Source organism: Flagellimonas marinaquae (assembly GCF_023716465.1).
In the GTDB taxonomy this organism is placed as follows: Bacteria; Bacteroidota; Bacteroidia; order Flavobacteriales; family Flavobacteriaceae; genus Flagellimonas; species Flagellimonas alginolytica.
Window position 1 is genome coordinate 647,145 of record NZ_CP092415.1, and the last position, 23,270, is coordinate 670,414.

The window sequence follows — 23,270 nt, forward strand, 5'->3', positions numbered from 1 at the left end:
AGCTACCACAATTATGATTTTAATACTTGTAAAAAAAGAAATAAAGCAACTCCTTAGAACCGGGCAGTATAGGGTAGCTGGCTTTATTGTGCTCATTTTAACAATAATGGCCTTCTTGGTCAGTACTGGTTATTACAAAACCGTTCAGGAACAGCACAATATCGCGAAAAGTAACGAACGTCATGTTTGGGAGCATCAAGCCGATAAAAACCCTCACAGTGCAGCTCATTACGGAACCTATGCATTTAAACCCAAGTATCCCCTTTCGTTGATAGATCAAGGCGTTGACAAGTATGTAGGAATCTCCATTTTTTTGGAGGCCCACAAAAGAAATGAGGCCCAATATGCTGCGGCGACGGATAAAACCGGGTTAGCCAGGTTTGGTGAACTAACACCGGATTTTATACTGCTTTTCATTATGCCATTACTGCTCATACTTCTAGGGCATGATATTTTTACAAAAGAAAAAGAACGCGGTACATTAAGGCTTATTAAAAGTCAAGGAATTAACCCTCGTTTACTTGTCATAGGAAAATGGCTCGGTGTTTTTACCCCTATTGCTTCACTTACATTGGTGGTCTTTACGATTGCTGGAATTTTACTTGGCTCACTTAGTGATTTTGGTAGCTTTAGCATATTGCACCTATTGTGTATGCTACTCATATATTTAATCTACTACGCTGTTTTCACGAGTATTTCCCTTATCGCTTCCTCGCTCTCCAAAAACTCGGGGATTTCATTGGTAAGCCTTTTAGTTTTTTGGATTTTGAGCAGTTTGGCCATCCCAAAGGCAGCCACTAACTTGGCAGAGTTAAAGTATCCTTATCCAACCAAACAATCTTTTGACGAAGCAATCGTACTGGATAAATCAAAAGGTCTGGATGGTCATAACCCTTGGAGTGAAGCTGCTAAAATATTAGAACAAGAAACTTTACGGAAATACAATGTAAAAAGTCTTGAAGAATTACCTTTTAATTATGATGGATTTCGGATGCAGAAGGGAGAGGAACATGAAGCTCAAATCTACTATAGGCATTATAACGAATTAAAGAAAGTATACGGCACACATAATGAGGTTTACAACTCGTTCACCTTTTTTTCCCCTTTTCTCCCGACTCGTTTTTTGTCCATGTCATTGGCCCGGACCGATTACAACTCACACTGGGATTTTTCGGATGCGGCCGAGAAGTATAGAATGCTGCTACAAGACAAGCTAAACAGTAATTTTGCAGCGAATTCCAAATATGGTGATTGGGCATACAAGGCCGACCGATCGTTATGGAAGGAAATGCCGGAGTTTGTGTATAGTCCTCCTGCTTTATCCGAAATTTTATATCAAAATAAAATGAGTATGGTTGCCCTATTTACTTGGTTAATGGTCTCTTTTTGTGCACTTTTCTTTTTCACTAAACCTATTTGAATCCTTATGTTACGGCTTAATATACTTACAGAATTTCGCACCATTAAAAGAAATTATTGGCTTTCATTTATCACGGTTTTATTGTTGTCATTGTGTTTGTATGCAGGCTGGAATGGTCAAAATAGAGTTGTTCAAAGACAAAACAGTATTGCGGCGGCCATCAACCAAATGAAAGCTTCCGATGCGTTGATGATGGCACATTTAGACTCTCTTTCTGCCGGACATGAAATAAACTTGGCCAGTTGGCAATATCCAAGCCTTCCAACGGCCGCTGGTGATTTGAACCCACGGGTCACTCCATTTAACCCGAGTCATTTAAGTTTTGTTGCTACGGGTCAGAGCGATATGTTCAACCATTATGTCAAACCTACATTAACTGATGATAATTTTAGTATTGCCTTTACAGAGTTAGCAAGTCCTGTGAGTTTACTTTTGGGAAATTTTGACCTCTCATTTGTTTTGGTTTATTTGTTGCCCTTGGTAATAATTAGTTTTAGCTACAATATCCTTAGTAGTGAGAAAGAACAAGGTTCGTTCAAGCTTATTGCTACCAGCCCACTGAGTCTTCGTTTATGGTTGCTTCAAAAAGTATTGGTCAGGTTTGCCATCATCGTAATTCTATTATTGACAAGCCTATTCATTATGTTTATACTATTTAAAGTGTCCATCAATAAACTTGTTTTAATTTTTATGTTGCAAGTGTGCTTGTATTTGGCCTTTTGGTTTGTATTGGCTTATTTACTTAATCTCAGAGGCGCTTCAAGCTCTACTAACGCTATTGTTTTATTGGGCTGCTGGGTGATTGTTGTATTGGCCATACCATCACTTGTCGGTCAATCGGCCAATGTATTGTATCCTACGCCATCAAGAACTATGCTTATCAATGAGATGCGTAGCCTACAAGCCACAGTAGATAAAGAACAAGATAAGATTTTAGATGATTACTTAAGAAGTCACCCAGAACTGGTAACCCGTGAAGCTGATGAAAGTACGGCTTATGGATGGTGGCAAAGATATTTTGCTTCAAAAAATTTAATGTTAGAAAAGATGGGGCCTCTCCTAACCGAGTACGACCAATCACTCAAAAAGCAACAGGAATGGGTACATAAACTTAGCTTTTTATCCCCATCCATATTGTTGCAAAACAATTTGAATCACATCTCCAATACTTCCACGGCCCATTATAATTCATATCGGGAAAGTGTTTTACATTTCACTGACCAATGGAGGGATTTTTTTCTTCCTTTGGTTTTCCAGGAAGAGGCTTTTACCAAGGAAATGGTAGCGAAATTACCTAAATTTCATTTTGATAGTTCAAAAGTTCAATCTCCAATTTTATTGAATTCAACAATAATGGTAACAATAATAACAAGTCTATTACTTCTAAGTTTTACCATTGGAATCAAGACTGAATAATTTAATTAGCTCTCTATAGTAAGAACCAATGAAAAGGACATAAACAATTTTGTTGCCAATAGTTACTGTCCTATTTTTTAAGCACCTCAATTATTTTTATTGATAGTTAGGCATATAAAATATGTGTTCAAAAATTGTTTTTTGCTTTCAGTGTGCTTAATGGGAATACCTCCAAGATTTTAAATTTAAAACAATGATTTTCAATCATGTAAAATTTCCTCAATGATTAAGTCATAGATTTTAACTTGTCCCTTACCTATATTGAAGTTATCCTACCCAGAATTTTGGTTTTTTATTTTTCATGTTGACACCCTGTCACAAGGAAATAGCAAAATAATCAAGGGAATCTTAGGCTAATTCACGGCATTAGAAACCCTTTTTCTTGAACAAGAGTACTAACTAAAACGATTCAATAGTTCCTATACTTCCATTTCCGAATACATCAAGTACAAGATAAACTTGCTTACAAAATCGACTACTTACTTATCAACCGGATAAAATGGGACTGAAAACCAGACAGAAATCCTGTAACAATATGTTATTTTCAAAATTCAGGATATTACTTATAACGATACATCGTATAATTGGTGTATGTGTGGCGAATTAATGTGCACAAAGACGAATTCAACTTGAGTATACATGGCCATGAAACCATATCGCAATCTTGCTAGGTACCAGAAAGTTGCCGCCAGCGCAAACACCAAAAACCTGTTGCACCGCTGGTATCCTGTAATGGCTTCATCACAGTCTACACCCTTTTTAATGCCCGTTATTATACTATCACTGATATTTTGTCGCACTGACAATAATCAAAGTTTTAGGGTGTCCAATGGTCTGCGGATCACCAACTCCATGGCACTATTCTTTGACCATACCGAAAAGCACTGGTATAAATTAAGACTCAGTCCTAAACAAATTTTAAAATCAGTAACCTCCGAAAATGCCAAAATCTTTCGTTTACTTGACCTCATCATGACCATAGAAGGAGGAAAAAGGGCCAATATATTGTTGTTGGACCAGGACCGCTGGAAAACAGTATCGGCATATGACCAAATCAGCCATAGCATATTTCGATGGAATATGGTATTACGAAATGAGCTGATTGCATCAAGATTAAACAAACCTTAAATTCACATATTAAAATGAGAAAAACACCTTTCTACCTTCTGGCCCTTGCAATTATGGGTTGTACGGTAAAATCAACATTCAAAGACTATGAGAACTGGACGAAAATGCCCGCGTATACATTGGATACAAACCTACGCTCCCCTATCAAGTTTTTCCCTGAAACCGTATCCACATCATTGGACAAGTTCAACACCTCTTTCAGTCCTGATGTTAGGACCATTTATTATTCCGCTACCTCCCAAAAATTAGGAGTTACCGGAATCGCATTCCAAGTATTTAATGGCAACACTTTTTCAGAGCCGGAGTTCGTACCTTTTGTAATGAGCGATACCCCCATCGCTGATGTACAGATTTCCCCTGATGGCGAGACCATGTTTTTCTCCACCTTCCAACACTACGAAGGAAAACCTGAAGGATTCAATTTTAATATTTGGACCTCTCAACGAAAAGACGGCCAATGGCATGATCCACAGCCAATAGGCGCGCCAATAGCATCAAAGGGCAACGAATTCTATCCTGTCATGACAAAAGATGGAACGCTCTTTTTCAATTCCGACAAAACAGGTAACTCCGATTTGTATTTCTCACGATTCCAGCATGGAAAATATCAAGAGCCGATTGCCCTTCCAAAAAACATCAATTCAGAACGTCGAGAGGCAGATGCCTTTGTGGCACAGGATAAATCGTTTATCATTTTCGTTCGTGTGGACGAGCCCGATGGATTTGGCAACAGTGATCTGTACATAAGCTTCAACAAAGGAAACAATGTATGGACAGACCCCATCAATATGGGGAAAAATATCAATAGTGACCAAATTGATGGGAGTCCCTATGTAACTCCTGACAATAACTATTTGATATTTACAACGGGACGTCGTTTAGCCGGGATTCAAGAGACGGCAATGTCCAGTTATGCCAAATTTAAATCCATCCAATCCTCCAGTAATAATGGATCACTGAATTTTTATATTGTCGGTTTGGATTTGGATTACTATAAAGACATGGTTCTTTAGCTATGCTCACATATATCAAAAAATAATGGGCATTTCCAAAATTTTGGAACGCCCATTATTATCAAATCATCAACCATACGCTTTTTAGGCAACGGCAATTCATATTGATCGAGCCAATCATTTATAGAAATATAAATTACTTCAATCCCAAACATATTTCCAATTTCCATTTGGTTGAAGTTTCCAAATGGTCATATAAATCCCAGGATACTCGATCAATTTTCCCGAAGAATCGGGAAGCCACCAGATATAGGCACCATAACTATATGCCAAATCACCAGATTTAGCCATTACTATTTGCTTGGGAACCCATTTCACTTTTGCTTCTTCATAAAGTGAGGTGCCATAAAATTTTGCTATGGCTTCCTTTCCTTCCACAAGTACCCCATTTCTATTCAATACTGCCTGATCATCTGCATAAGATAAAAAAGCTGTCTGGACACCTGACTCCCGTATCATTTGTTGAAAGGCCATTTCAGTTTCATAAATAGACCTTTGCTTCCCTTTGAAATTTACTGGCATCCCACTTTCCTGACCAATTCCGGTAAAGATATATGCATTGGAGAAGCATGCTAAGACAATTATTTGAATCAACTTCATATAACCACTATTTTATATCGTGAAGGGTCAGTTGTCAGTTTCTACTTATTCTTTCCTCTCGCTCACAAGTCTTCCTCAACGGAAAACCGTAGCACAGTCTTCAAGTTTTCAGGTGCTGTTTTATTAAAATCCGTCAGATAAATTTCCCGATGGCTATCCGTAACCCTTTTCAATTGATGGTTCGAGGCGTAGATTTCCATTTGTTCCAACGTTTCTGTTTCCCTTTCAAAAGGCCCTACATGCATCATCTGTACCGACTTGCCGTCACGTATGACCTGGTATCCGACCTTACTCAGATATTCATTGTCATTACGCTGAACCAAATCGGTCAACAAGGACATAAAACGCTGTTGTGTTATAAATCCAGGTTGTCGAATCATAAGCTCATAAACTAAATTATCCTTATACCGGCCACCTGCCGAACACGTATTGGTCATATTCATATGGCTCCAAATACCCTCGAGGGGATAAACCGTGTAATCATAATAATCTGCTGGTCGGTCATCGGATTTCTTAAGGGTCATTTTAATAGCATATGAAATGGAATAAAGTGCTTTTACCGCATGGGCGAATTTTGGATCTTTTGGACTTCCTTTATCGCTTATCGTCAGGAAGACTTGTGATGGAACATCAATCAGTTCCGGTCCTTTTTTCGGTAGGTAGAGCGATCGCTCCTGTTTCCGCCATTCATGTTTCTTCATCTAAACTTATATTGTCTGTTATGTTTATTGTTGTTTTGGCAGATAGACCTGGGGTATCGGGTTATCCTCTGTTTCTTGCAGCCAGAATATATTGACCACCCTCCATCTGTTGCCTTGATTAATCAGTTGTATACTATTGATACCCCTCATAAAAGGTTCGGTATCGCTTTTGCTTTTAAAACACTGATACGTGCTGAATACTTGAGCAATATTCCCGAATACCGCAACTTCACGATGTATCTCTTCTTCATAAAAACCATTTTCGAACAGCCATCGCCCTGAACTTTCAATATAACCTTCCGGCGTCAAAAAAACAGCACCCACTGTACCATCCGGATTTTGCCTAGTGGCAACTAGTCGACCGTTAGGATGATAAATATATCGCATCAGGTCCCAATCGCGCTCTTCGCCCTTCTCTCCGGATATTACATTGTACAAAGCATCAATGGTACCATCTATTGTAGAGGTGACATCAGCATAATCTTTTTCTTGGGCCATACCCTTACAAAAAACCAAAAGACAAACGGCGTAAAACAGGTAAGTTTTCATTTCAATTAGTAACTTTAATTTTTTAACAATTATTTCTGTAACGAATTCCTTTTTACCATACTCATTACATAAAGCAAAACTAGGTTGAATGAAATCCAGTTTTATGTTGAATTCTTAAATCAAGAGACTTTTTTATCATGGATCTTTTGTTGATACTCTCATTTTTGTCCGGAATTGCTATTCCAGGGGGATTGCTGTTAGCCATTTATTTTTACTATGTCAGAAAAGAAAATAAATTGAAACAAACCTTGTTGGCCCTCCTATTTGTGTCATTGGCGGTACGTTGTTCCAAGTCATTTTTCTGTTTTTCACTGAACCTTCCAGAATTGGGGATGGCTATCAGTTATCTAGGACTGGCTTGTATTGGCCCATTAACCTGGCTTTATGTCAAGAATGCCCAAAAAATGGACCTTAACAGTTTACATGTGCGCGAATACCTTCATTTTCTTCCCGCAGTATTTGGCTTTATGGCAATTACGGTACTGGGAAAGGACTTTGCTGTGGAACTTTATATGTATACGACCTATCTTATGTCCATATACCTATTGGTTTCTTGGGCTCTTCTACTCAAGGGCGGACAGGGTATGGAAAATGTCTTGGTGAGATGGAACATGGTATTGTTGACAACGGTAACTCTTTTTTGTTCGATTTACCTTTTCCAATATTATACTAATGAGCTTTTGAACTATACCATTGCTTCCGGTTTATCCTCTCTTTTATTTTATACCTTATTTATTGTGTCCTTGAAAAACCCCATGCTATTTCCCAAAAAACAGGTTCGCAAAAAAGGAGATCCCAAGGTATTGGAAAAAGTAAGATTAGCCATTAATAGAGATAAAATATACCGCGTGCCTTCGCTCACATTAGACAAATTTTCCAAGGAATTGGGATTCCCCTCTTATTTGGTTTCCCGATCTATAAAGGCGGAATATGAAAAATCCTTTTCAGAATTCATCAATCATTTGCGCATACAAGAGGTTATAGACAAGCTACCGGAGCGCGAAGAGGGACATCATAAAATTGAAGGCCTTGCTTATTCCGTTGGCTTTAATACTCCTTCAACTTTTTATGCCGCATTTAAAAAAGTTACCGGTATGAGCCCTACCGAATATGAGGAACAGTTATTGGGCATGGACAACCTGGTTTCCCATGCTTAAATCCCAAACCGGTATGTAACCTTTATCATCAGGGCCCTATGGCTCAGGGTAAAATCATCGGTTTCATTGTTCTGGTTGTAGATGAGAAAAATATCGGACAATGGTGAAAAACGCCATTGCAACTTGGAAAATATACTAAAATTCCTATTGAACGAATTATACTGTACCGCGCTATTGAGAAATAGCTTATTGGAAAAACTGATAGACCCATTGAATCTTATCAAATGGAGCAAGGTCTTGCCATAGTTCTCAGGCAAATCAATGTTGTTCATATCATACGAAATTCCAAAATTTCCCCAATATCCAAAACGAAGATTGGTCGAAGAGGTAACGGTCAATCTGTTTCCATTATAGAATGTACCCATGTTTATCCCTAGAGCATAACTCAAACGACGTCTAATATCTGAATTATAAGAAAGATTAGTTCTCCAATGGGTATAATTGTCCGCGGGTAGGTTATCGTAGTTGTCGCCCAAAAAATTTGTGGGATACATCAGGTCTATATCCGAATGATTCAATGAGATCGTAAATGAACCTGTATTTTTAAAAAATGCATCATAGGCAAGGTTATATTGTCGCTCATTAGGATTGCGGTTAAAATAATAGATATGGTGCCATGTCCGAATACTATGGGTGTTGAGTACACCCGATTTCGGAAAAAAAGTAAACTTCATCCAAGGGTTTATCTGGGTGTATCCCTGTCTGATCAATCGCCCTTCTTCGGCGTTATAGACAAAGGTCCTTGGGACAAAGCCCAAATCAGCCCTAAAGGAATCATTTACTTGGTCAAATACCCAACCTGCCCCGAAACCTCTAGAACTGTAGCTACCTTCCATGCCAAGGAAATGCCCCGAAGGCAGTCCTTTTGTTTGACTTGTATGGAACATAACTATATTGTTAAGCTTCCCATCATCGGAAATATAAGAGAACTCGCCTCCCAAGTTGCGGCTATCTTGTTCGTACCCGTTTTCATCCAAGATATTACGGTTTATATATAAACCCTTGATTGAAGAACGTTTAAACACCCTATAGTGAAAGGACCCAATTGTATTTTGTACAGGGTCCATAGTTTCTGTAGAGGCTGTCCGTATGTCCATCAGCCCCACCCTCAGGTTCCTACCGAGATTACCTGTCAATTTTCCCCCATAAACAATAGGTACCCTTTCCCCGTTGGCCAAACCGATTCTACGGGAAAAAAAAGGTCTGATATTCTCGTTTCCAAAATTGGAAAAGACATCATTGTTTTCCAGAAAAAAGTCCCTACGCTCCGGAAGGGAAATATCAAACCTAGAGATATTGACAATTTCCTGATCCACATCTGCATTGGAAAAGTCCGGATTGATCGAAAGGTCAGCATATAACGAACGGGTGATGGGAACTTTAACATCCCCACCTATTTCCAGGTCGGTGTCCACACTTGCCCCCTCCACTCTACCTTCGTTGTAAATCCCAGTAACATAAGGTTTCACAAAAAATCGCTTTGCTTTTACTTCTGGAGGTTTTGACCATGACAAGGTACCCATATAATTAAGATCTATGGCATTGAAGTTTACTGGAAATTCGGTCCATGTATAATAAAAATTCGCCGTCTTATCCGTTCGAATAAAGTTAATGCCCCATTGATCATTATCCTTAGTGTACCTTAGACTATTGAAGGGGATGGCTATCTCAACAAACCAATGATCTTTATAATGACCCACTGCGGAATACCATTTTTCATCCCATGTTTCTGAATACAAGGTTTGGGATGATTCTACAGAAAGAGTGCCATCTATTTCGGCGCCACCGGCATTGACACCGAACAATACACCATGCTGCTTGCTATTGATTGGGTCTATTACTACTGAAAAGGAATCACTGTTCCAATGTGCATTATCGGAGTCCCTTTGCAGTGACTGAACGACGCGATCACCATTATCATAAATCCAAGCGCCAATAAACAACATTTGGTGATTATAGGTCATTTTTATCCTAGTCTCTTTCGTTGACAATCCTTTATCTATGGGATTGTGATTGTAGAGTTCATGTATCATATCGAATTCTTCCCATTCATCACTATCATGCAATCCATCCACTTTAATGCGCTTGGAATGTGATTGAATTTCATAACGAAATCGGTTCCTACTGGAGGTAAGCTCCTGACCAATCAACAATTGACAGTACAGAAACAGCAGGACAAATACAACCAACCTATTAACCACTTGATATTTTTTAAACTTCAATATTCCCTTATTATTTACATATCCTGCTACGGAATTAGGAATTGAGGAGATGAAATTTAAATCCCATTTTTATAGATGCGCACTATGCCTAAGTCATTTACTCACAGCCATCATGTCACCGTACAGGTATGGAAAGTATTTATTCCATTAAGAAAAGAAAAGGTATAATCATAGTATCCTCAATACTTAATTGTAGATTTCCCATAGCATAGAATTGCATATTACACTAATACATCATCAATGTTGAACCTGTGAAGGGTATCTCTCCCAAAAGTGCCATTTATCCATTCCACGACTGCATTCTGGATTCGTTTTTCGGTTGTATATATTTGAACTGTATTCTATGTATGTCGCTCTATTGTGAGATGAGCTTTGCAATAAATTCAGGACCGATGTCCAAACGTATGTGTTTGGACTTACCCCTTCGTTTTATCCAGTAGTTCGCGACCGCACCACCGGTTGCTTGTGAAGGGGAAATTCCACTTCGACGTGCAGTACTTCCCTATTGTAATCGTCCATAATGATAAGTGAGGTGAAATTTGCTCTTTCTCATATTGTCGTTTAGTTAAGATGATTATTCTACTTTTAAACAGTTCGGTTTTAAGGAGAGCTTATAAAGTAATGATTCTCGTTTTGAAGACATAAAATTTAATTCCACATACATATAATGATATTGGTTCAATCAATTTGCACATAAGCATTTTGATGATAAGAATCTATTGGATGGATTGATGTTGTTTACTGACTTCTAAGACGATGATTTTAGGCTACATATTACTTAGCTGCCATTGATTAACATGGCAGAAAAATATGGCCCTAAGGAAAACTCGTAAAGTACATAGCAAGCTTTATCAAAGTTCAAATAAACGATACCCTATAAATCGGGATTTAACAATAAATCCATTTTAATGCTGTATTCAAAAAAGTGGGCGTAGAGGCATCTCCTTCTTTTTCGTAAAATCATATCACAAAATTTTAGTGCTGTTACATCCTTTACAACCCTCTTTTCTCGGAGCCTCCTGTTAAAGTCTCTTAAAAGTTGGTACTAATTTATGTATTTGCAGCTATTCGGACGACCCGGCACCCATAAACGAGTAAATTTAGTTCCAAATAAATCAATAAAAGCAAACCATATGTGTCGTTTATCTTTCGTTTGGACCTTTCTTTTTGTTTCCATTTTGGGATTGCACTCCATCCATGCCCAAACACTACAAAGAAAGGGACTTTTAGGGGTAATGATGCAAACTTTGAACGATAGTATTGCCGCCCAACACAAGCTTAAAGTCAGTTCGGGAATCTATATCACAGCTGTAATGCCCAATTCTACTTTTTCAAATTTGGGCGTGGAACAGGGCAATGTGCTTACCCAACTAAACGGCAGGTCGATAAATGGTGTACAAGACGTTTTGGATGTTGCTGGGGAGTTATACGAAGGAGATCTTGTAGAAGTGGAATATTGGTCTGGCGGTAAAAAGCGGAACAATTCTACCCGTCTACTTGGAAGGCCAAAGGAGAGTTTTGAAAACGGCATTGTTTCCTATGGTGAGGTAGTTTACGAAGGAAATACCTTAAGAAGCATTTTAGTGACACCCAAACACAAAGAGAAGCCACCTGTGATCTATTTTCTTCAGGGCTATACCTGCGGTTCAGTAGAAACAGTATCTGACGATGGCCCAATGAAAAAGTTATTGCTCGATTGGGTAAATGCAGGTTTTGCTGTGTACAGGGTCGAAAAACCAGGGGTCGGTGACAGTAAAGGCGAGCGACCATGTTCAGAAATTGGTTTTGAAGCAGAATTGTTGGCATTTAAGCAGGGATATGCCGATTTATTGAAAAAACAATCAGTAGACACTGATAATATTTTCATGTTCGGACACTCCATGGGAGGGGTGATAGCTCCACTGCTAACCGACGTAAAATCACCACGAGGGATAATTACCTATGGAACCGTTGGAAAAAATTGGTACGATTATATGGTTGACCTCTATACCATTCAGCCCAAGCATTTTGGGGTTTCCGAAGCACAAATCAAAGAGAACAATAAGGTCAATCTAAAGTTCAATGACGATTTGCTGGTCCACAAATTATCAGGAAAGGAAATGTCGGAGAAAAAAGAATACGCATCACAATTCAACCTCGAAGACTTTAAAAGGAACCAATACATTGGCCGTGATTTCAAATTTTGGCAAGGACTTGTCGATGTTGACATCACAAAAAGCTGGTCTATGGTCAAAACCAATGTCCTGGCCATGCACGGCGAATTTGATATTCAGGCAATCGATGAAAAAGGTGCGCAGCGAATTGTTGATTTGGTCAATAAGAATGTTGGTAAGGGTACCTTTGTCTTGATAGAAAACGCAGATCATGGCTTTGTGAAATTTGATTCCATGCAACATAATGTCCAGACCCTTTCCAGCGGAAATATGCTATCGTATGCAAGTGAAAACTACAATACCGAAATAGCTAGGGAAAGCATTGACTGGATGCGAAATAACCTTAAACAATAGACCAATGAGACTTAAGTATTTGATGGCTACATGCGCACTCTTCTTTTCATGTCCAGTAAGTCATTATGAATAGACCAAAATGAAATTTTCATAAAAACTGGCAAATAAAATTTGGATAGTACAAAGGTTACATCACAATGATCAATTCCATAAGTATAAATGCAGTGGAATACCGTTTTAGACACAAAAGGCAAAGTGGTTGGATTGGTTTAAATGAGATACAAACCAAGAGAAGAACAAAATGGTTTTTGAACCTTTCTTCACAAGACATATAAAATTAAACAACTTAGAAAAACACTTTAATCAAAACGAAAATGAGAAAACTATTCATAGCTCTGACAGCAGTTTTTTTAATCCAAAACATAACTGCTCAATTCCATACCTTAACTATGCCACAAGCAAGCCCTAGGGTACAAGAAATCCAAAGATTGGGTGTAACGGAAATTACATTGGATTATGGAAGTCCTGCATTGCGAAACAGGGATGTTTGGAATGATGTGGTTCCACAAGAAGGAAACCCCATTGCATGGCGGGCCGGCGCCAATATGGCCACCACCATTACATTTTCCACGGACGTAATGATCGAGGGACAATCTTTAAAAGCAGGTAAATATGGATTTCATATCATTCCAAAAAATGATACCTATACACTGCTTTTTGCTCACAATCATGATCAATGGGGAAGCTATTATTTGGATATGGAGAACGATATAAGCCTACAGGTAACCGTAAATCCCAAAACATGTGCAATTTCCGAGCAGTTGGATTATGAATTTTTGGACAGGACTGAAAATTCGTTGATCATTGGGTTGGAGTGGGGCAAAAAACGTATTCCATTTAAGGTTGAAGTAGATTTGAACAAAACTGTTGTTGAAAGTTTACGAAGCGAATTACGTGGCATAAATACCTATCACTGGCAGGCATGGAACGATGCTGCCTTGTGGTGCCTGAACCATAACACCAATCTGGATGAGGCTTTGCAGTGGGTAAGCAGATCGATCAATGGTGGCTATAACGGTTTTGCCGCCGATAAGAACTTGACCAATCTTTCAACCAAGATACAGTTGTTAAAAAAATTGAACAAGGCCCAAGAAATGGAAAACATAATTTCTGAGGCCAAAAATCTAGATGTCACGGCTTATGAAGCTAACGGATTTAGTCAGTTCTTGCTTCAAAACGGATTCTATCAAGATGCCTTGGATTACTGTAATATAGCCTTAAATAAAAACCCTGACACATGGTTCCTTCAACTTAATAGGGGCATCAGTCTATACTTTTTAGGGAATAAAAAGGCTTCCTTAAAGGATATTGGCAAAGCAATTAAAGGTGCCCCAGAACAATTCCATTCAAGATTGAAAGAAATAATGGCCGAAATTGAAAACGGCACCTATAAACTGCCTCAACAATCTTAAAATCAAATTTATGTACTATTTGAAGCGCATCACTGAATTGTTCATCCCTTGTACCCCGGTGATTACTGTGGCTCAAAAACCATGAGAAGTATATAGAGAAACTTATAATGCTAATGGGAAACTTACTGATTGCCTTTGGAATCCAAGATATTGGATGCAGGTGGTTTTGAATATCAAAGTTTTAAAATGAATACAATGAGGACAGGTTTTTTATGGATTCTTTTTATGTTACCTACACTGACTTTTTCCCAAAAGCAGGATTTTGAAACCATAGAGAAAGAATTCTTGAATGCTTTTGAAGCCATGGACATACCTGATTTGCAGATCAATTATGTGAATTTGCTCCAAGATATTTCCAATGGAAAGGAGCTAACAAAACAAGAGGCCTTTTTTCAAGAGATGCTTGAAAAAATAAAAAATATTGATAGTTCCAAACTAACAGATCATCAATGGATCAATTATGAGATTATTAATTATGAAGCCCGTCTAAATCTCGAAAGAATTCGCCTGGAGCAAGGTTGGAAAGAAGTTGATTTGGACGATACCAAAAGTATTTACACCATCCCCAACGGGAAAAATTGGTATAGCTATCTCTTAAAACGTTGGGTGGATGCCGAGGTGAAACCGAAAGAACTGTTCAGTTTTGGATTGGAAGAGATAGCAATGGTGAAGTCCAACATGACACGGTTACAGGAAGCTTCAGGATTGTCCAAGGAGGAATTTCAAGAATATTTAGTAGACAAGGCTTTTTATTTTGAAAACCCCGAAGACATTCAAAAAGCATTTGAAAAAATCAAGGAAAAGGTTGGTATATGTTCAAAGAACCTTTTTCCGTATGTCCCAGAAATACCAGAAGTTGATATCGCTAGAAGCAGTAACCAAGATATGGCTCAAGTTCCTGCTTATTACAGCAACAACACTTTTTTCTACAATATTTTCAATAAACCATTCAATAAAAGGCAACTGGGATGGTTTTATGTCCATGAGGCCATACCGGGTCACCATTATCAATCTAATGTCAACAACATAATTGAAAGAACCCGAATACAAGGACTTTTTTGGTATCCCGGATATGTCGAAGGCTGGGGTGCGTATGTGGAATATTTGGGTAATGAATTGGGCATTTTTAATACCATATATGACGAGTACGGCAAATGGGAATGGGACCTGATCAGGTCCGTTAGGGTTTGTCTTGATGTTGCGTTAAACTACTATGGTTGGTCCGATGACAAAGCCCTTGCATTTTGGAAAGAACACATTAAAGACCAAGATGATATTGGTGTTCGGGAAATCAACAGAATGAAACGTTGGCCGGCACAAGTAATTACCTATAAGTACGGCGCAAAAGTATTTTTGGGACTTCTCCAAGATGCAAAATCAAACGCTGACTTTGATTTTAAAACCTTTCATCATAAGGTATTGGAGCATGGGGACATACCCATCAGCACTGTCAAAAAAATGATGAAGAAAAAATAAGACCCTTATTAGAAAACTGGTTGTTGCAAAGGCAACGTTTTGTCCGTTTTTATGATTATACAAATAAGTTAGAAACCATTTGACGTGAAACTGAACATTCAAAAATTGGCACATGAAAAGGATAATTGTCATCTTCATAGCATTTGGAATGCCTTCAAACACCTAGAATTTAGTCTTTTATTATTCAGTGACTTTGATGCCATACGTACTTAAGCTGTTTAATATGAAACCCTAAAATTCCATAGACCATGTTACAATCCATTGTTTACAATGTTACAGTTTACCAGGTTTTACCAAAGGCTTAAACTAATAGCTTAATTTTAAAGTTACGACTATGTATCAAAAATCAGTGCATCCCCTCTATGTGACCTATACAAGTTGAACTGTGGGGCTTGTACAAAAATTATTCATCATCATCAAAAAACGAAGTATGTTATTCAATTTATTAAAAAAGCCAAGCCTATGGCTAATCCCTGTGGCCTTTTCCAGTATCAGTTCGAATGCAAATGAGCTGGATAAAAATCAAAAACAAATCTCTTACAAGGTCACCATCAAAGAGAACGAACCCGACGTGGCACAGATCACCATGAAATTCATACCACAAGATAGTATTCTATATATGGATGGCAGTGCCCGTGCCTTTGAAAACAGTTGGGGTCATTTTTTACATGATATAAGTGCATATGACCACCATAAGAATAAAGTAAACATTGTACAATTACAAGGTCCAAAGTGGAAACTTGAAGGAGATGATACCTCACCAATAACGGTTACCTACAATGTTCATCTTACCCATCCAGATTACACATGGAGTGGAGGTATTGATGGTGCCGCATATCCAACGGAACATGGCGTCTTTTATACAGGCCGGTCGTTATTCATGCTCAATGGGACCCAACGGAACGATATCTCGGTAAAATTTGATTTGCCCAAACACTGGAAAGCAACAACTCCATGGGAAGTCGATGGCAAAGAATCGAATAGGTATGCAATGAAAGGCATAGACGATCTTTTACAATCCGTGATGTTCTTGGGCACACACAAGGAAATCAAAATCAAAAGAAAGGACTTTGAATTGATCTTTGCGTTGGGCACCAAAGAAACCATGGAGCAAGAGGAAGAATATAAGGAAATTGCCAACGGAGTTTTAAATTACTACGTCAATCTTATGGGCGGCAACCCAAACCCTCCCAACTTAAAAGGAACATTACGATCTGTGGTAGTTGTCAATGCCTGGGATGCCACTGATGGGGAGGCATTGGGAAACAACATCAGTGTCTTGGTGGAGAAAGATGGGGATGAATTTTCAAAATTGATTTCCAGATTCATTTTTGCACACGAATTCTTCCATCTTTGGAATGGCAAGTCTTTCTCTCCAAACTCAGATAATTTGGAATGGTTCAAAGAGGGGGTTACAAATTATTACACGGTGAAGTCCTTATATCATATTGGTATTTTAAATGATGAAAGTTATCTGAACGTGCTCTCGGATTTCTTTTACAAGCGATATATTGATGATGATGGGGTTGGCACATTGGCGATGTCGGACGGTGAGGCCAAACACGATCATTGGGGCTTGGTATATGGAGGTGGAATGTTTGTAGGGATGGCACAAGACATCCTTATTCGGAATGCAACGAACAATACCAAAAGTTTGGATATGTTGATGAGGGCATTTTACCAAAAATATGGGGGTTCAGAAGAACAATATGATATTGATGAAGTGTGTCAACTATTGTCAGATCTGAGTGGGGAAGATCAATCTTCCTTTTTTGATACATATATCCATGGAACTGCAAAGTTCCCCATAGAAACCTATTTGTATCCAGCTGGTCTAGACGCTTCTGTGAACGACGGAAAACTTCTCATTAAAAAGAAGAACCACTTAAAAACATTGGAACAGGATATTTTCTATGGATTTCTAGGAAAGTAATTTGCGTTACAATTTTCCTGCTCGATAACTCTGTGAGGATGGTTGAAGACTACAAATAAAACCTATTTGTTTTTCACTAAAGCCATCCTCTGATTTATCGATTCCCATTGAATGTATCATCCGTTTAAAACAGATTTTCACTTCAATGGACTAGGGCTTCTAAGTACTCAACATGGTTGGAAAACCTCCAATCTCCCCAAGAGCATCAAAATACACTATTCAAAAAATGAAAAGTTATCACAATTGGATCAAAGTTATGATCATAATGGTATGGTCAAGTGTTGACCTCAACGCCCAATCACCTGATACCATATCCCACGCAAATTATTTTTTTCATGACCATAAATGGGAAAAGGCCTTTGATCTTTATACCAAGATCACCAGTGAAAATCCTTATAATGGCATCTATTGGTATAGATTGGGCTTAATTGAAAAGCATCGGGATAATTACAAGGAATCAATTGAATCCTTGAAGAGGGCCATTGAGTGTGGTAGCGATCTAGCAGAATCCAATTACACTATTGGAGTAAATTATGCTTTCCTAGGAGACATGGACAAGGCACTCATCCATTTAAAATTAGCGATTGGCCATGGATTGAACAATAGAGAGAATCGACTGTTATTGGATAAGGAGTTAGACCCACTGCGGAGTTTGGCATCCTTTAAGAAACTCGTCATACCTGACACCACGGGTACCATTGCAAGATTGGACCAATGGAATGAAGACATACAATTCTTAAAAAGTCAAGTTGAGCTGACCCACTATAGGTTGTATGATTATTATCCAGAATCAAAATGGGATACCGATTTTGAAACATTGATCGATCGAGTAGCGCAATTGAAGGATTATGAGGTCATTGTAAGGTTAATGAAGATGATGAACGAAATTGGCATTGGCCATTCGTATATTATGCCTCCATTTTCTGGTAAAAATCAATTTCATCAAATACCAATTGAACTTTATGAGTTCAGTGATGGAATCTTTATCAAACAGACATTACCTTCATATAAGAGTTTACTCGGTAAGAAAATTACATCCATTAATGGCATTCCCATTGAAAAAATACTGGAAATGGCATCCACTGTGGCCATAGCGGAGAATAAAATAATGAAAAGAAGGTCCAGTTTATTTTATGCCACATTGCCTGAAATTTTGATGGCATTTGGATTGGCTACCGATCATAACAAATCCGTTATCGGTTACCTTGATCAATACGGCAATGAAACCAGGATGTCGGTTGTACATCAAGCTTTTTCACCAGATAGTTTCTTGACCAGAAAAACAAATGAGGGATGGGTATCCATGGATGAGTCCATCAATCCACCCTTGTTTTTATCCAGGCTTGATAACAAATATTGGTTCACATATTTATCCGATTCACAAATCGTGTATTGCCAAATAAATGAAATTGGTAACGAAAAAGAAAAGTCATTCCACGAATTTGGAGAAGATCTGTTAAGATTTATCGACTATAATGGGGTCAAAGCCCTTGTTCTGGATTTAAGGTTCAATCTGGGAGGAAGCGGAAAATTGAACAAAGATTTTTTGAGAAGTATCATAAAATCAGATAAGATCAATGAACCCGGTAAATTATTTACCATAATTGGCAATATGACCTTTTCTGCGGCAATGTTATTGTCAACCCAACTGGACCAATATACGGAGACCACCTTTATTGGAGAACCTAGCGGAGGTAAACCAAGCCATGTTGGTGATGACAATGAAATTAGTTTACCGCATTCAGGATTGAAAGCGTATGCCTCGAAATCATTTTGGCAAAGCCCGGTTCCCTACGATGAACGTAATTGGATTGCACCTGAAATTTATATACAACCCAGTTCAAAGGAATGGAAGCAAGGTTTTGACCCCTGCCTCGAGTACGTCGTTAAAATCATCACTAGGGGCAATTCGTTTAGACATTAATCCTTTAACCGCGGTTGAAGTCCAACATTTGTTACATGAAAAGTAAAGGGTAAATGACTTCAGTAAGCCTAGTTTATAATAACAAATAGGACTTTGAAACAATTACAATATTGATAGCAAGGTTCAATTATCATTGAAATCCAAGAATATGGAAGAAAATCCGTATTAGGTTATACGCTAATGGTGCCTTGTTATTTTGCCGAAAAACGATATTAATCAATCCTCATAAGCTTTTCAAGGTGATTTTAAAAGTGTCGGTCCCGTTACGGGCTTTGAGCTTTAATTCAAGGGTATCCGAACGTTCCCTATCCTTTTTACTGGCAAGAAATCCACATAACCCCACAGGTATTCCATTTACTTCCAAGATTTCATCACCATGATGGATTTTATCTTTCAGTGACTCGTCCGAAACAAATCGGATGACTGCTTTTTCACCCTCGACCGTAGCGGTAAAACCAAATTCGGAATTGGAAGTATCCTTTATATGGGAATCCCTCTGAAAATAAAATCTTTCCTTTCTGTAATCCAGTGTCATTATACCATAAGAAAGTAATTCCGCACATATTTTAGAATTGGTATCATTGGAGGTAATGGTGATTAAATCGGTTAATATTCAGTCTAACCTTTACCCAATTCAAGCTTACAACCTGTGCCATTGCACCTACGGTGTTGAGCAACAGAAATAATAGTAAAACAATAGCTCTTTCCATACGCTGGTCTCAATGCCAAAAATAGCTTCAAGTAAATCCATTTTGGAACGCAACACAATGTATATGGCCTCATCTCTGCAAATGACAATTTTGGGCCATATAATATGAGGTCAATAAAAAGGGTGGGCTAGAGCGTACCATCCAAGGGCTAATTCAAAAAATCAATCAATGAGAACAAAATTAATGGATAAAATAAATGTCTCTTAATGAAAGAGGATGTAAATCTCTGCCCATCCCTTAACAATATCTTGTACAAAAGAAGCACATTCTTCCACCGCTTTGGTAAACAATTATAATACGTAACATCCTATTTTATTGTTTGTAACATTACTCCAAGAAAACATGGATCAATTCCATTTCCCATAGTCTACAAATTCCATAATTATAGGTACAAAAGATATCAATCAATGCGAGACGAAAACGGGATAACAAACCCATTAGGGGGATCAAACTCCTATTGTAATAAACGGTTCCCCCCTTGAAAAAAGGCTACAATACCCATGATTACAACACAGGATAGGTAGAGTGCATAGTATAAACACACTAAAAAATCTGTGGGTCCTTGGTCAAAATCTTCTATTTTCGAAAAGATCCTTATCAGCCAGGAAAAGTATCCCCGTCCAAGTCACATGGTTCTAATTGTTTTCTTTTGGGGCAACCATAAGCCCAAACGGTTAAATGTACCATCTAAAAAAATCCCTTTGATCGAAGTACTTCTTCAATGGCAACCGTGATTTCCATAGTAGGATAGGGTCTTATGTTCCCCAAAACAACAATCAAGACCTCGTCATTCAAATACCGATGGATGTTACAGATATATCCGTACATGGAACCTCCATGCCGGACAAGTTTACCTGGGCCATCCCTGCCTTCATTTCGATCATATGACTTTACCTTAAAACCATAGCCATAGCCACCAAAGGTGCCGGGAGTACCATCAAACAGTTGTTGTTTACTGTTTGCGTCCACCAAGACAGTAGCATATAGGGCTCTATCCCATTTGAATATATCACTGACATTGGAATACATATCACCTCCCCCTTTGGCATAGGCCATATAATTTTCATCGGCCCTGATAAACTTTCCTGATACCAAATCGTGACCCAACGCCTTGTCCGTTGATTTTGAATGGGTTCGCTCAACTCCCGTATGTTTCATTTTTAGAGGTTTGAAAATATGATTTTCCAAATAGTCCTTATAGGGAGTTTGGGTAACCCGCTCCAAGACCAAGGCCGCCAATTGATAATTGAGGTTGGAGTATTCGTATCGTGTTCCAGGAACAAAGGAAAGCGGAACGGAATTGTACAACGAAATAAGTTCTTGGCTTGAAATATCCCGATGTTCCAGCTCCGTGATCCGATTGAGGTGAACAGGCAATCCCGAAGAGTTTTTCATTAAAAAATGTAACGTCAATAGTCCAAGCTCCTGGTTCAGTTCAGGAATGTAAGTAGAGAGCGGCTCATGCACTTCCAACAATCCATCCTCGCTGGCCTGCATTATGGCAATGGCCGTGAATGACTTTGTTGCTGATCCAATTAAAAACTTGGTATCTACTTTATTCGACACCTGGTTTTCCCAGTCAGCCATTCCGAAAGCATTCTCATACAATACCGTTCCTTTCTTCGCCACCAATACAGCTCCACTAAACTGGCTCTTCGCACTATATCCTTCCAATATATCATCCAGTTGCCTTTTAAGGGTATCCTGTCCCATGACCGGATTATAGATTAAGAGAACAACGGTCCATACAAAAAATCCTTGCACTTTCTTCATCTTACTAGCGAATTACATTCCCATCCACATCATAAAAAGCAACTCCTGACCGCTGCCCCTTTGCATCGTACGCATATTTGATATAGGCAGCACCATTGTCCTTTCTATTGACCAGATGCCCATTTCTGTCCAGATAACTGATCTGCTCAAGAAAATCATCCCCATTATAGCTATACCTTACTTTATGATAACCCCGTGTCCGGTGTTCGATTGGAGTACCATCCATATCATAATAGGATAAGGAATCCCTTTGATTGCCCGAAGTATCCCATTGGATCTTCAACATATGGTAACCAGCCTTGGTATGTCGGGAAGGGTTGTTTTCCTCGTCATAAAATCTTCTTTCGATGATGTTCCCAAATCGGTCAAAACTCGTTTTACTTTTACAGATTCCATAGTTGTTATAAATGAGTTTGTTATGCTCATCCCGAAGTTCCAAGGCGACTTCATAACCATATTCATTAAACTCTTGGATACCAATGGCCACATCAGGTCCGTTCCCCTTTTCCAAGGCAGAGTCGTTATCCAACACCTCCCATTTTACAAAATTCCCATCCGCATTGGTCGTAATCCGGTCTTGGGATGCTCCTGAACTGTTTTCTACAAGATTCCCATCGCTATCAATATTTTGCATCAGAGCTATATGACCTAAAGGATTGAAGTACAGCCTTAACCTGTAAAATTCAAAGCCCGGCCGAATTGCAACCGACTCCCCTTTCCTATTGAAACGGTTTTCGATGACACTTCCATCCGCCAAATAGTTCCACTCATACCTAACAATCCCCCAATCGTTTTCAACTTGTTGGCCAGCTCCATCTATGAATATCAAGGATTTCCTATACCCCTTATCATCCAAGGAATAGACAAATTCCCTACAGTCGCCCAACACATTGATTTGTTCCCCATTGGTACCGTAAAAGGTTATTTTCTCTTCGTCCGGCTCATAGGTGAATTCCATACGGTGTGCCAAGGTAAAAAGATTGGCCGTATGATTTGGGCTTCTTGGGTTTTGGCCATTATAAAAAGCTACCGAAACCAATCGGTGCAATGCATCGTACGAAAAGCGATAATGATTGCGTTGGAGTGCCTCTTCTTCCGTCAATGGAATGCTCCCGTTTAGATAGTTCAAAGGAGTTTCTACAAATGCAACCGTAGAATAATAATAAACGGTCGGTACAAACACAGCCTCTTTTGTCATTCCCTTAGCAGTAGAAAACAATAGGAGACCCATTATGGTTGTTAAAAAAAATCTTTTCATGTAACTTCAATTTTATAGTTGAGTACACGAAATTCGGAACAAAACAACAGCTATTTTACTTTAAGCCCCCC

The 23,270-nt window shown here is 38.6% G+C and carries 18 protein-coding genes; 10 read left to right on the forward strand and 8 right to left on the reverse strand.

The annotated features are described in order from the left end of the window. Positions 1 to 13: 13 nt before the first annotated feature. From MJO53_RS03045 to MJO53_RS03060, 4 genes are all read left to right on the forward strand, one after another. Complete coding sequence (locus MJO53_RS03045; protein ID WP_252080428.1) at positions 14 to 1,420, forward strand: ABC transporter permease; 1,407 nt, start codon at positions 14 to 16, stop codon at positions 1,418 to 1,420. Positions 1,421 to 1,426: 6 nt separating this feature from the next. Continuing rightward, on the forward strand, positions 1,427 to 2,836 hold the full coding sequence (locus MJO53_RS03050; protein WP_252080429.1) for a DUF3526 domain-containing protein: 1,410 nt from the start codon (positions 1,427 to 1,429) through the stop codon (positions 2,834 to 2,836). A 645-nt stretch (positions 2,837 to 3,481) separates the two neighbouring features. After that, positions 3,482 to 3,964 (forward strand): hypothetical protein, encoded by a 483-nt coding sequence (locus MJO53_RS03055; RefSeq protein WP_252080430.1) that lies wholly within the window; start codon positions 3,482 to 3,484, stop codon positions 3,962 to 3,964. A gap of 14 nt (positions 3,965 to 3,978) precedes the next feature. Next, positions 3,979 to 4,977: a hypothetical protein gene (locus MJO53_RS03060; RefSeq protein WP_252080431.1), complete on the forward strand. Its 999-nt coding sequence runs from the start codon at positions 3,979 to 3,981 to the stop codon at positions 4,975 to 4,977. Here MJO53_RS03060 and MJO53_RS03065 read toward each other — a convergent pair. The 4 genes from MJO53_RS03065 to MJO53_RS03080 form a co-directional block, all read right to left on the reverse strand. After that, positions 4,974 to 5,147 (reverse strand): hypothetical protein, encoded by a 174-nt coding sequence (locus MJO53_RS03065; RefSeq protein WP_252080432.1) that lies wholly within the window; start codon positions 5,145 to 5,147, stop codon positions 4,974 to 4,976. The genes MJO53_RS03060 and MJO53_RS03065 overlap by 4 nt on opposite strands. Then, the gene (locus tag MJO53_RS03070; protein WP_252080433.1) at positions 5,119 to 5,577 is read right to left on the reverse strand and encodes a YybH family protein; all 459 of its coding nucleotides are present in this window, start codon (positions 5,575 to 5,577) and stop codon (positions 5,119 to 5,121) included. Before MJO53_RS03070 ends, MJO53_RS03065 begins: the two co-directional genes overlap by 29 nt. A gap of 62 nt (positions 5,578 to 5,639) precedes the next feature. Continuing rightward, positions 5,640 to 6,278 (reverse strand): GyrI-like domain-containing protein, encoded by a 639-nt coding sequence (locus MJO53_RS03075; protein WP_252080434.1) that lies wholly within the window; start codon positions 6,276 to 6,278, stop codon positions 5,640 to 5,642. 24 nt (positions 6,279 to 6,302) lie between these two features. Further along, positions 6,303 to 6,827, reverse strand: coding sequence for a hypothetical protein (locus MJO53_RS03080; RefSeq protein WP_252080435.1), 525 nt, complete (start codon positions 6,825 to 6,827; stop codon positions 6,303 to 6,305). A 137-nt stretch (positions 6,828 to 6,964) separates the two neighbouring features. Between MJO53_RS03080 and MJO53_RS03085 the strand changes: the two genes are divergently transcribed. Beyond that, positions 6,965 to 7,984, forward strand: coding sequence for a helix-turn-helix domain-containing protein (locus MJO53_RS03085; RefSeq protein WP_252080436.1), 1,020 nt, complete (start codon positions 6,965 to 6,967; stop codon positions 7,982 to 7,984). Here MJO53_RS03085 and MJO53_RS03090 read toward each other — a convergent pair. Further along, entirely contained in the window at positions 7,981 to 10,206 is a 2,226-nt protein-coding gene (locus MJO53_RS03090; RefSeq protein WP_252080437.1) for a DUF5916 domain-containing protein, read from the reverse strand. The genes MJO53_RS03085 and MJO53_RS03090 overlap by 4 nt on opposite strands. Before the next feature lie 1,133 nt (positions 10,207 to 11,339). Here MJO53_RS03090 and MJO53_RS03095 point away from each other — a divergent pair. From MJO53_RS03095 to MJO53_RS03115, 5 genes are all read left to right on the forward strand, one after another. Continuing rightward, entirely contained in the window at positions 11,340 to 12,713 is a 1,374-nt protein-coding gene (locus MJO53_RS03095) for a CocE/NonD family hydrolase (protein ID WP_252080438.1), read from the forward strand. 314 nt (positions 12,714 to 13,027) lie between these two features. Next, positions 13,028 to 14,125: a DUF2911 domain-containing protein gene (locus MJO53_RS03100; protein WP_252080439.1), complete on the forward strand. Its 1,098-nt coding sequence runs from the start codon at positions 13,028 to 13,030 to the stop codon at positions 14,123 to 14,125. Between the two features lie 135 nt (positions 14,126 to 14,260). Continuing rightward, positions 14,261 to 15,601, forward strand: a complete 1,341-nt coding sequence (locus MJO53_RS03105) for a DUF885 domain-containing protein (RefSeq protein ID WP_252080440.1) — start codon at positions 14,261 to 14,263, stop codon at positions 15,599 to 15,601. Positions 15,602 to 16,031: 430 nt separating this feature from the next. Then, positions 16,032 to 17,534, forward strand: coding sequence for a hypothetical protein (locus MJO53_RS03110; RefSeq protein ID WP_252080441.1), 1,503 nt, complete (start codon positions 16,032 to 16,034; stop codon positions 17,532 to 17,534). 226 nt (positions 17,535 to 17,760) lie between these two features. Then, on the forward strand, positions 17,761 to 19,458 hold the full coding sequence (locus tag MJO53_RS03115) for a hypothetical protein (protein ID WP_252080442.1): 1,698 nt from the start codon (positions 17,761 to 17,763) through the stop codon (positions 19,456 to 19,458). 223 nt (positions 19,459 to 19,681) lie between these two features. Here the strand turns inward: MJO53_RS03115 and MJO53_RS03120 are convergent, their stop codons facing one another. The 3 genes from MJO53_RS03120 to MJO53_RS03130 form a co-directional block, all read right to left on the reverse strand. Continuing rightward, positions 19,682 to 19,993: a hypothetical protein gene (locus tag MJO53_RS03120; RefSeq protein WP_252080443.1), complete on the reverse strand. Its 312-nt coding sequence runs from the start codon at positions 19,991 to 19,993 to the stop codon at positions 19,682 to 19,684. Between the two features lie 862 nt (positions 19,994 to 20,855). Next, positions 20,856 to 21,941, reverse strand: a complete 1,086-nt coding sequence (locus tag MJO53_RS03125) for a serine hydrolase domain-containing protein (protein WP_252080444.1) — start codon at positions 21,939 to 21,941, stop codon at positions 20,856 to 20,858. A gap of 4 nt (positions 21,942 to 21,945) precedes the next feature. Further along, positions 21,946 to 23,199, reverse strand: a complete 1,254-nt coding sequence (locus tag MJO53_RS03130) for a hypothetical protein (protein WP_252080445.1) — start codon at positions 23,197 to 23,199, stop codon at positions 21,946 to 21,948. Positions 23,200 to 23,270 lie beyond the last annotated feature (71 nt).

What these genes read in the sequence shown, in the direction of transcription:
- MJO53_RS03045 (WP_252080428.1), top strand. Translation starts at nt 14, where the DNA reads ATGATTTTAATACTTGTAAAAAAAGAAATAAAGCAACTCCTTAGAACC.
- MJO53_RS03050 (WP_252080429.1), top strand. Translation starts at nt 1,427, where the DNA reads ATGTTACGGCTTAATATACTTACAGAATTTCGCACCATTAAAAGAAAT.
- MJO53_RS03055 (WP_252080430.1), top strand. Translation starts at nt 3,482, where the DNA reads ATGAAACCATATCGCAATCTTGCTAGGTACCAGAAAGTTGCCGCCAGC.
- MJO53_RS03060 (WP_252080431.1), top strand. Translation starts at nt 3,979, where the DNA reads ATGAGAAAAACACCTTTCTACCTTCTGGCCCTTGCAATTATGGGTTGT.
- MJO53_RS03065 (WP_252080432.1), bottom strand. Translation starts at nt 5,147, where the DNA reads ATGGAAATTGGAAATATGTTTGGGATTGAAGTAATTTATATTTCTATA.
- MJO53_RS03070 (WP_252080433.1), bottom strand. Translation starts at nt 5,577, where the DNA reads ATGAAGTTGATTCAAATAATTGTCTTAGCATGCTTCTCCAATGCATAT.
- MJO53_RS03075 (WP_252080434.1), bottom strand. Translation starts at nt 6,278, where the DNA reads ATGAAGAAACATGAATGGCGGAAACAGGAGCGATCGCTCTACCTACCG.
- MJO53_RS03080 (WP_252080435.1), bottom strand. Translation starts at nt 6,827, where the DNA reads ATGAAAACTTACCTGTTTTACGCCGTTTGTCTTTTGGTTTTTTGTAAG.
- MJO53_RS03085 (WP_252080436.1), top strand. Translation starts at nt 6,965, where the DNA reads ATGGATCTTTTGTTGATACTCTCATTTTTGTCCGGAATTGCTATTCCA.
- MJO53_RS03095 (WP_252080438.1), top strand. Translation starts at nt 11,340, where the DNA reads ATGTGTCGTTTATCTTTCGTTTGGACCTTTCTTTTTGTTTCCATTTTG.
- MJO53_RS03100 (WP_252080439.1), top strand. Translation starts at nt 13,028, where the DNA reads ATGAGAAAACTATTCATAGCTCTGACAGCAGTTTTTTTAATCCAAAAC.
- MJO53_RS03110 (WP_252080441.1), top strand. Translation starts at nt 16,032, where the DNA reads ATGTTATTCAATTTATTAAAAAAGCCAAGCCTATGGCTAATCCCTGTG.
- MJO53_RS03115 (WP_252080442.1), top strand. Translation starts at nt 17,761, where the DNA reads ATGAAAAGTTATCACAATTGGATCAAAGTTATGATCATAATGGTATGG.
- MJO53_RS03120 (WP_252080443.1), bottom strand. Translation starts at nt 19,993, where the DNA reads ATGACACTGGATTACAGAAAGGAAAGATTTTATTTTCAGAGGGATTCC.
- MJO53_RS03125 (WP_252080444.1), bottom strand. Translation starts at nt 21,941, where the DNA reads ATGAAGAAAGTGCAAGGATTTTTTGTATGGACCGTTGTTCTCTTAATC.
- MJO53_RS03130 (WP_252080445.1), bottom strand. Translation starts at nt 23,199, where the DNA reads ATGAAAAGATTTTTTTTAACAACCATAATGGGTCTCCTATTGTTTTCT.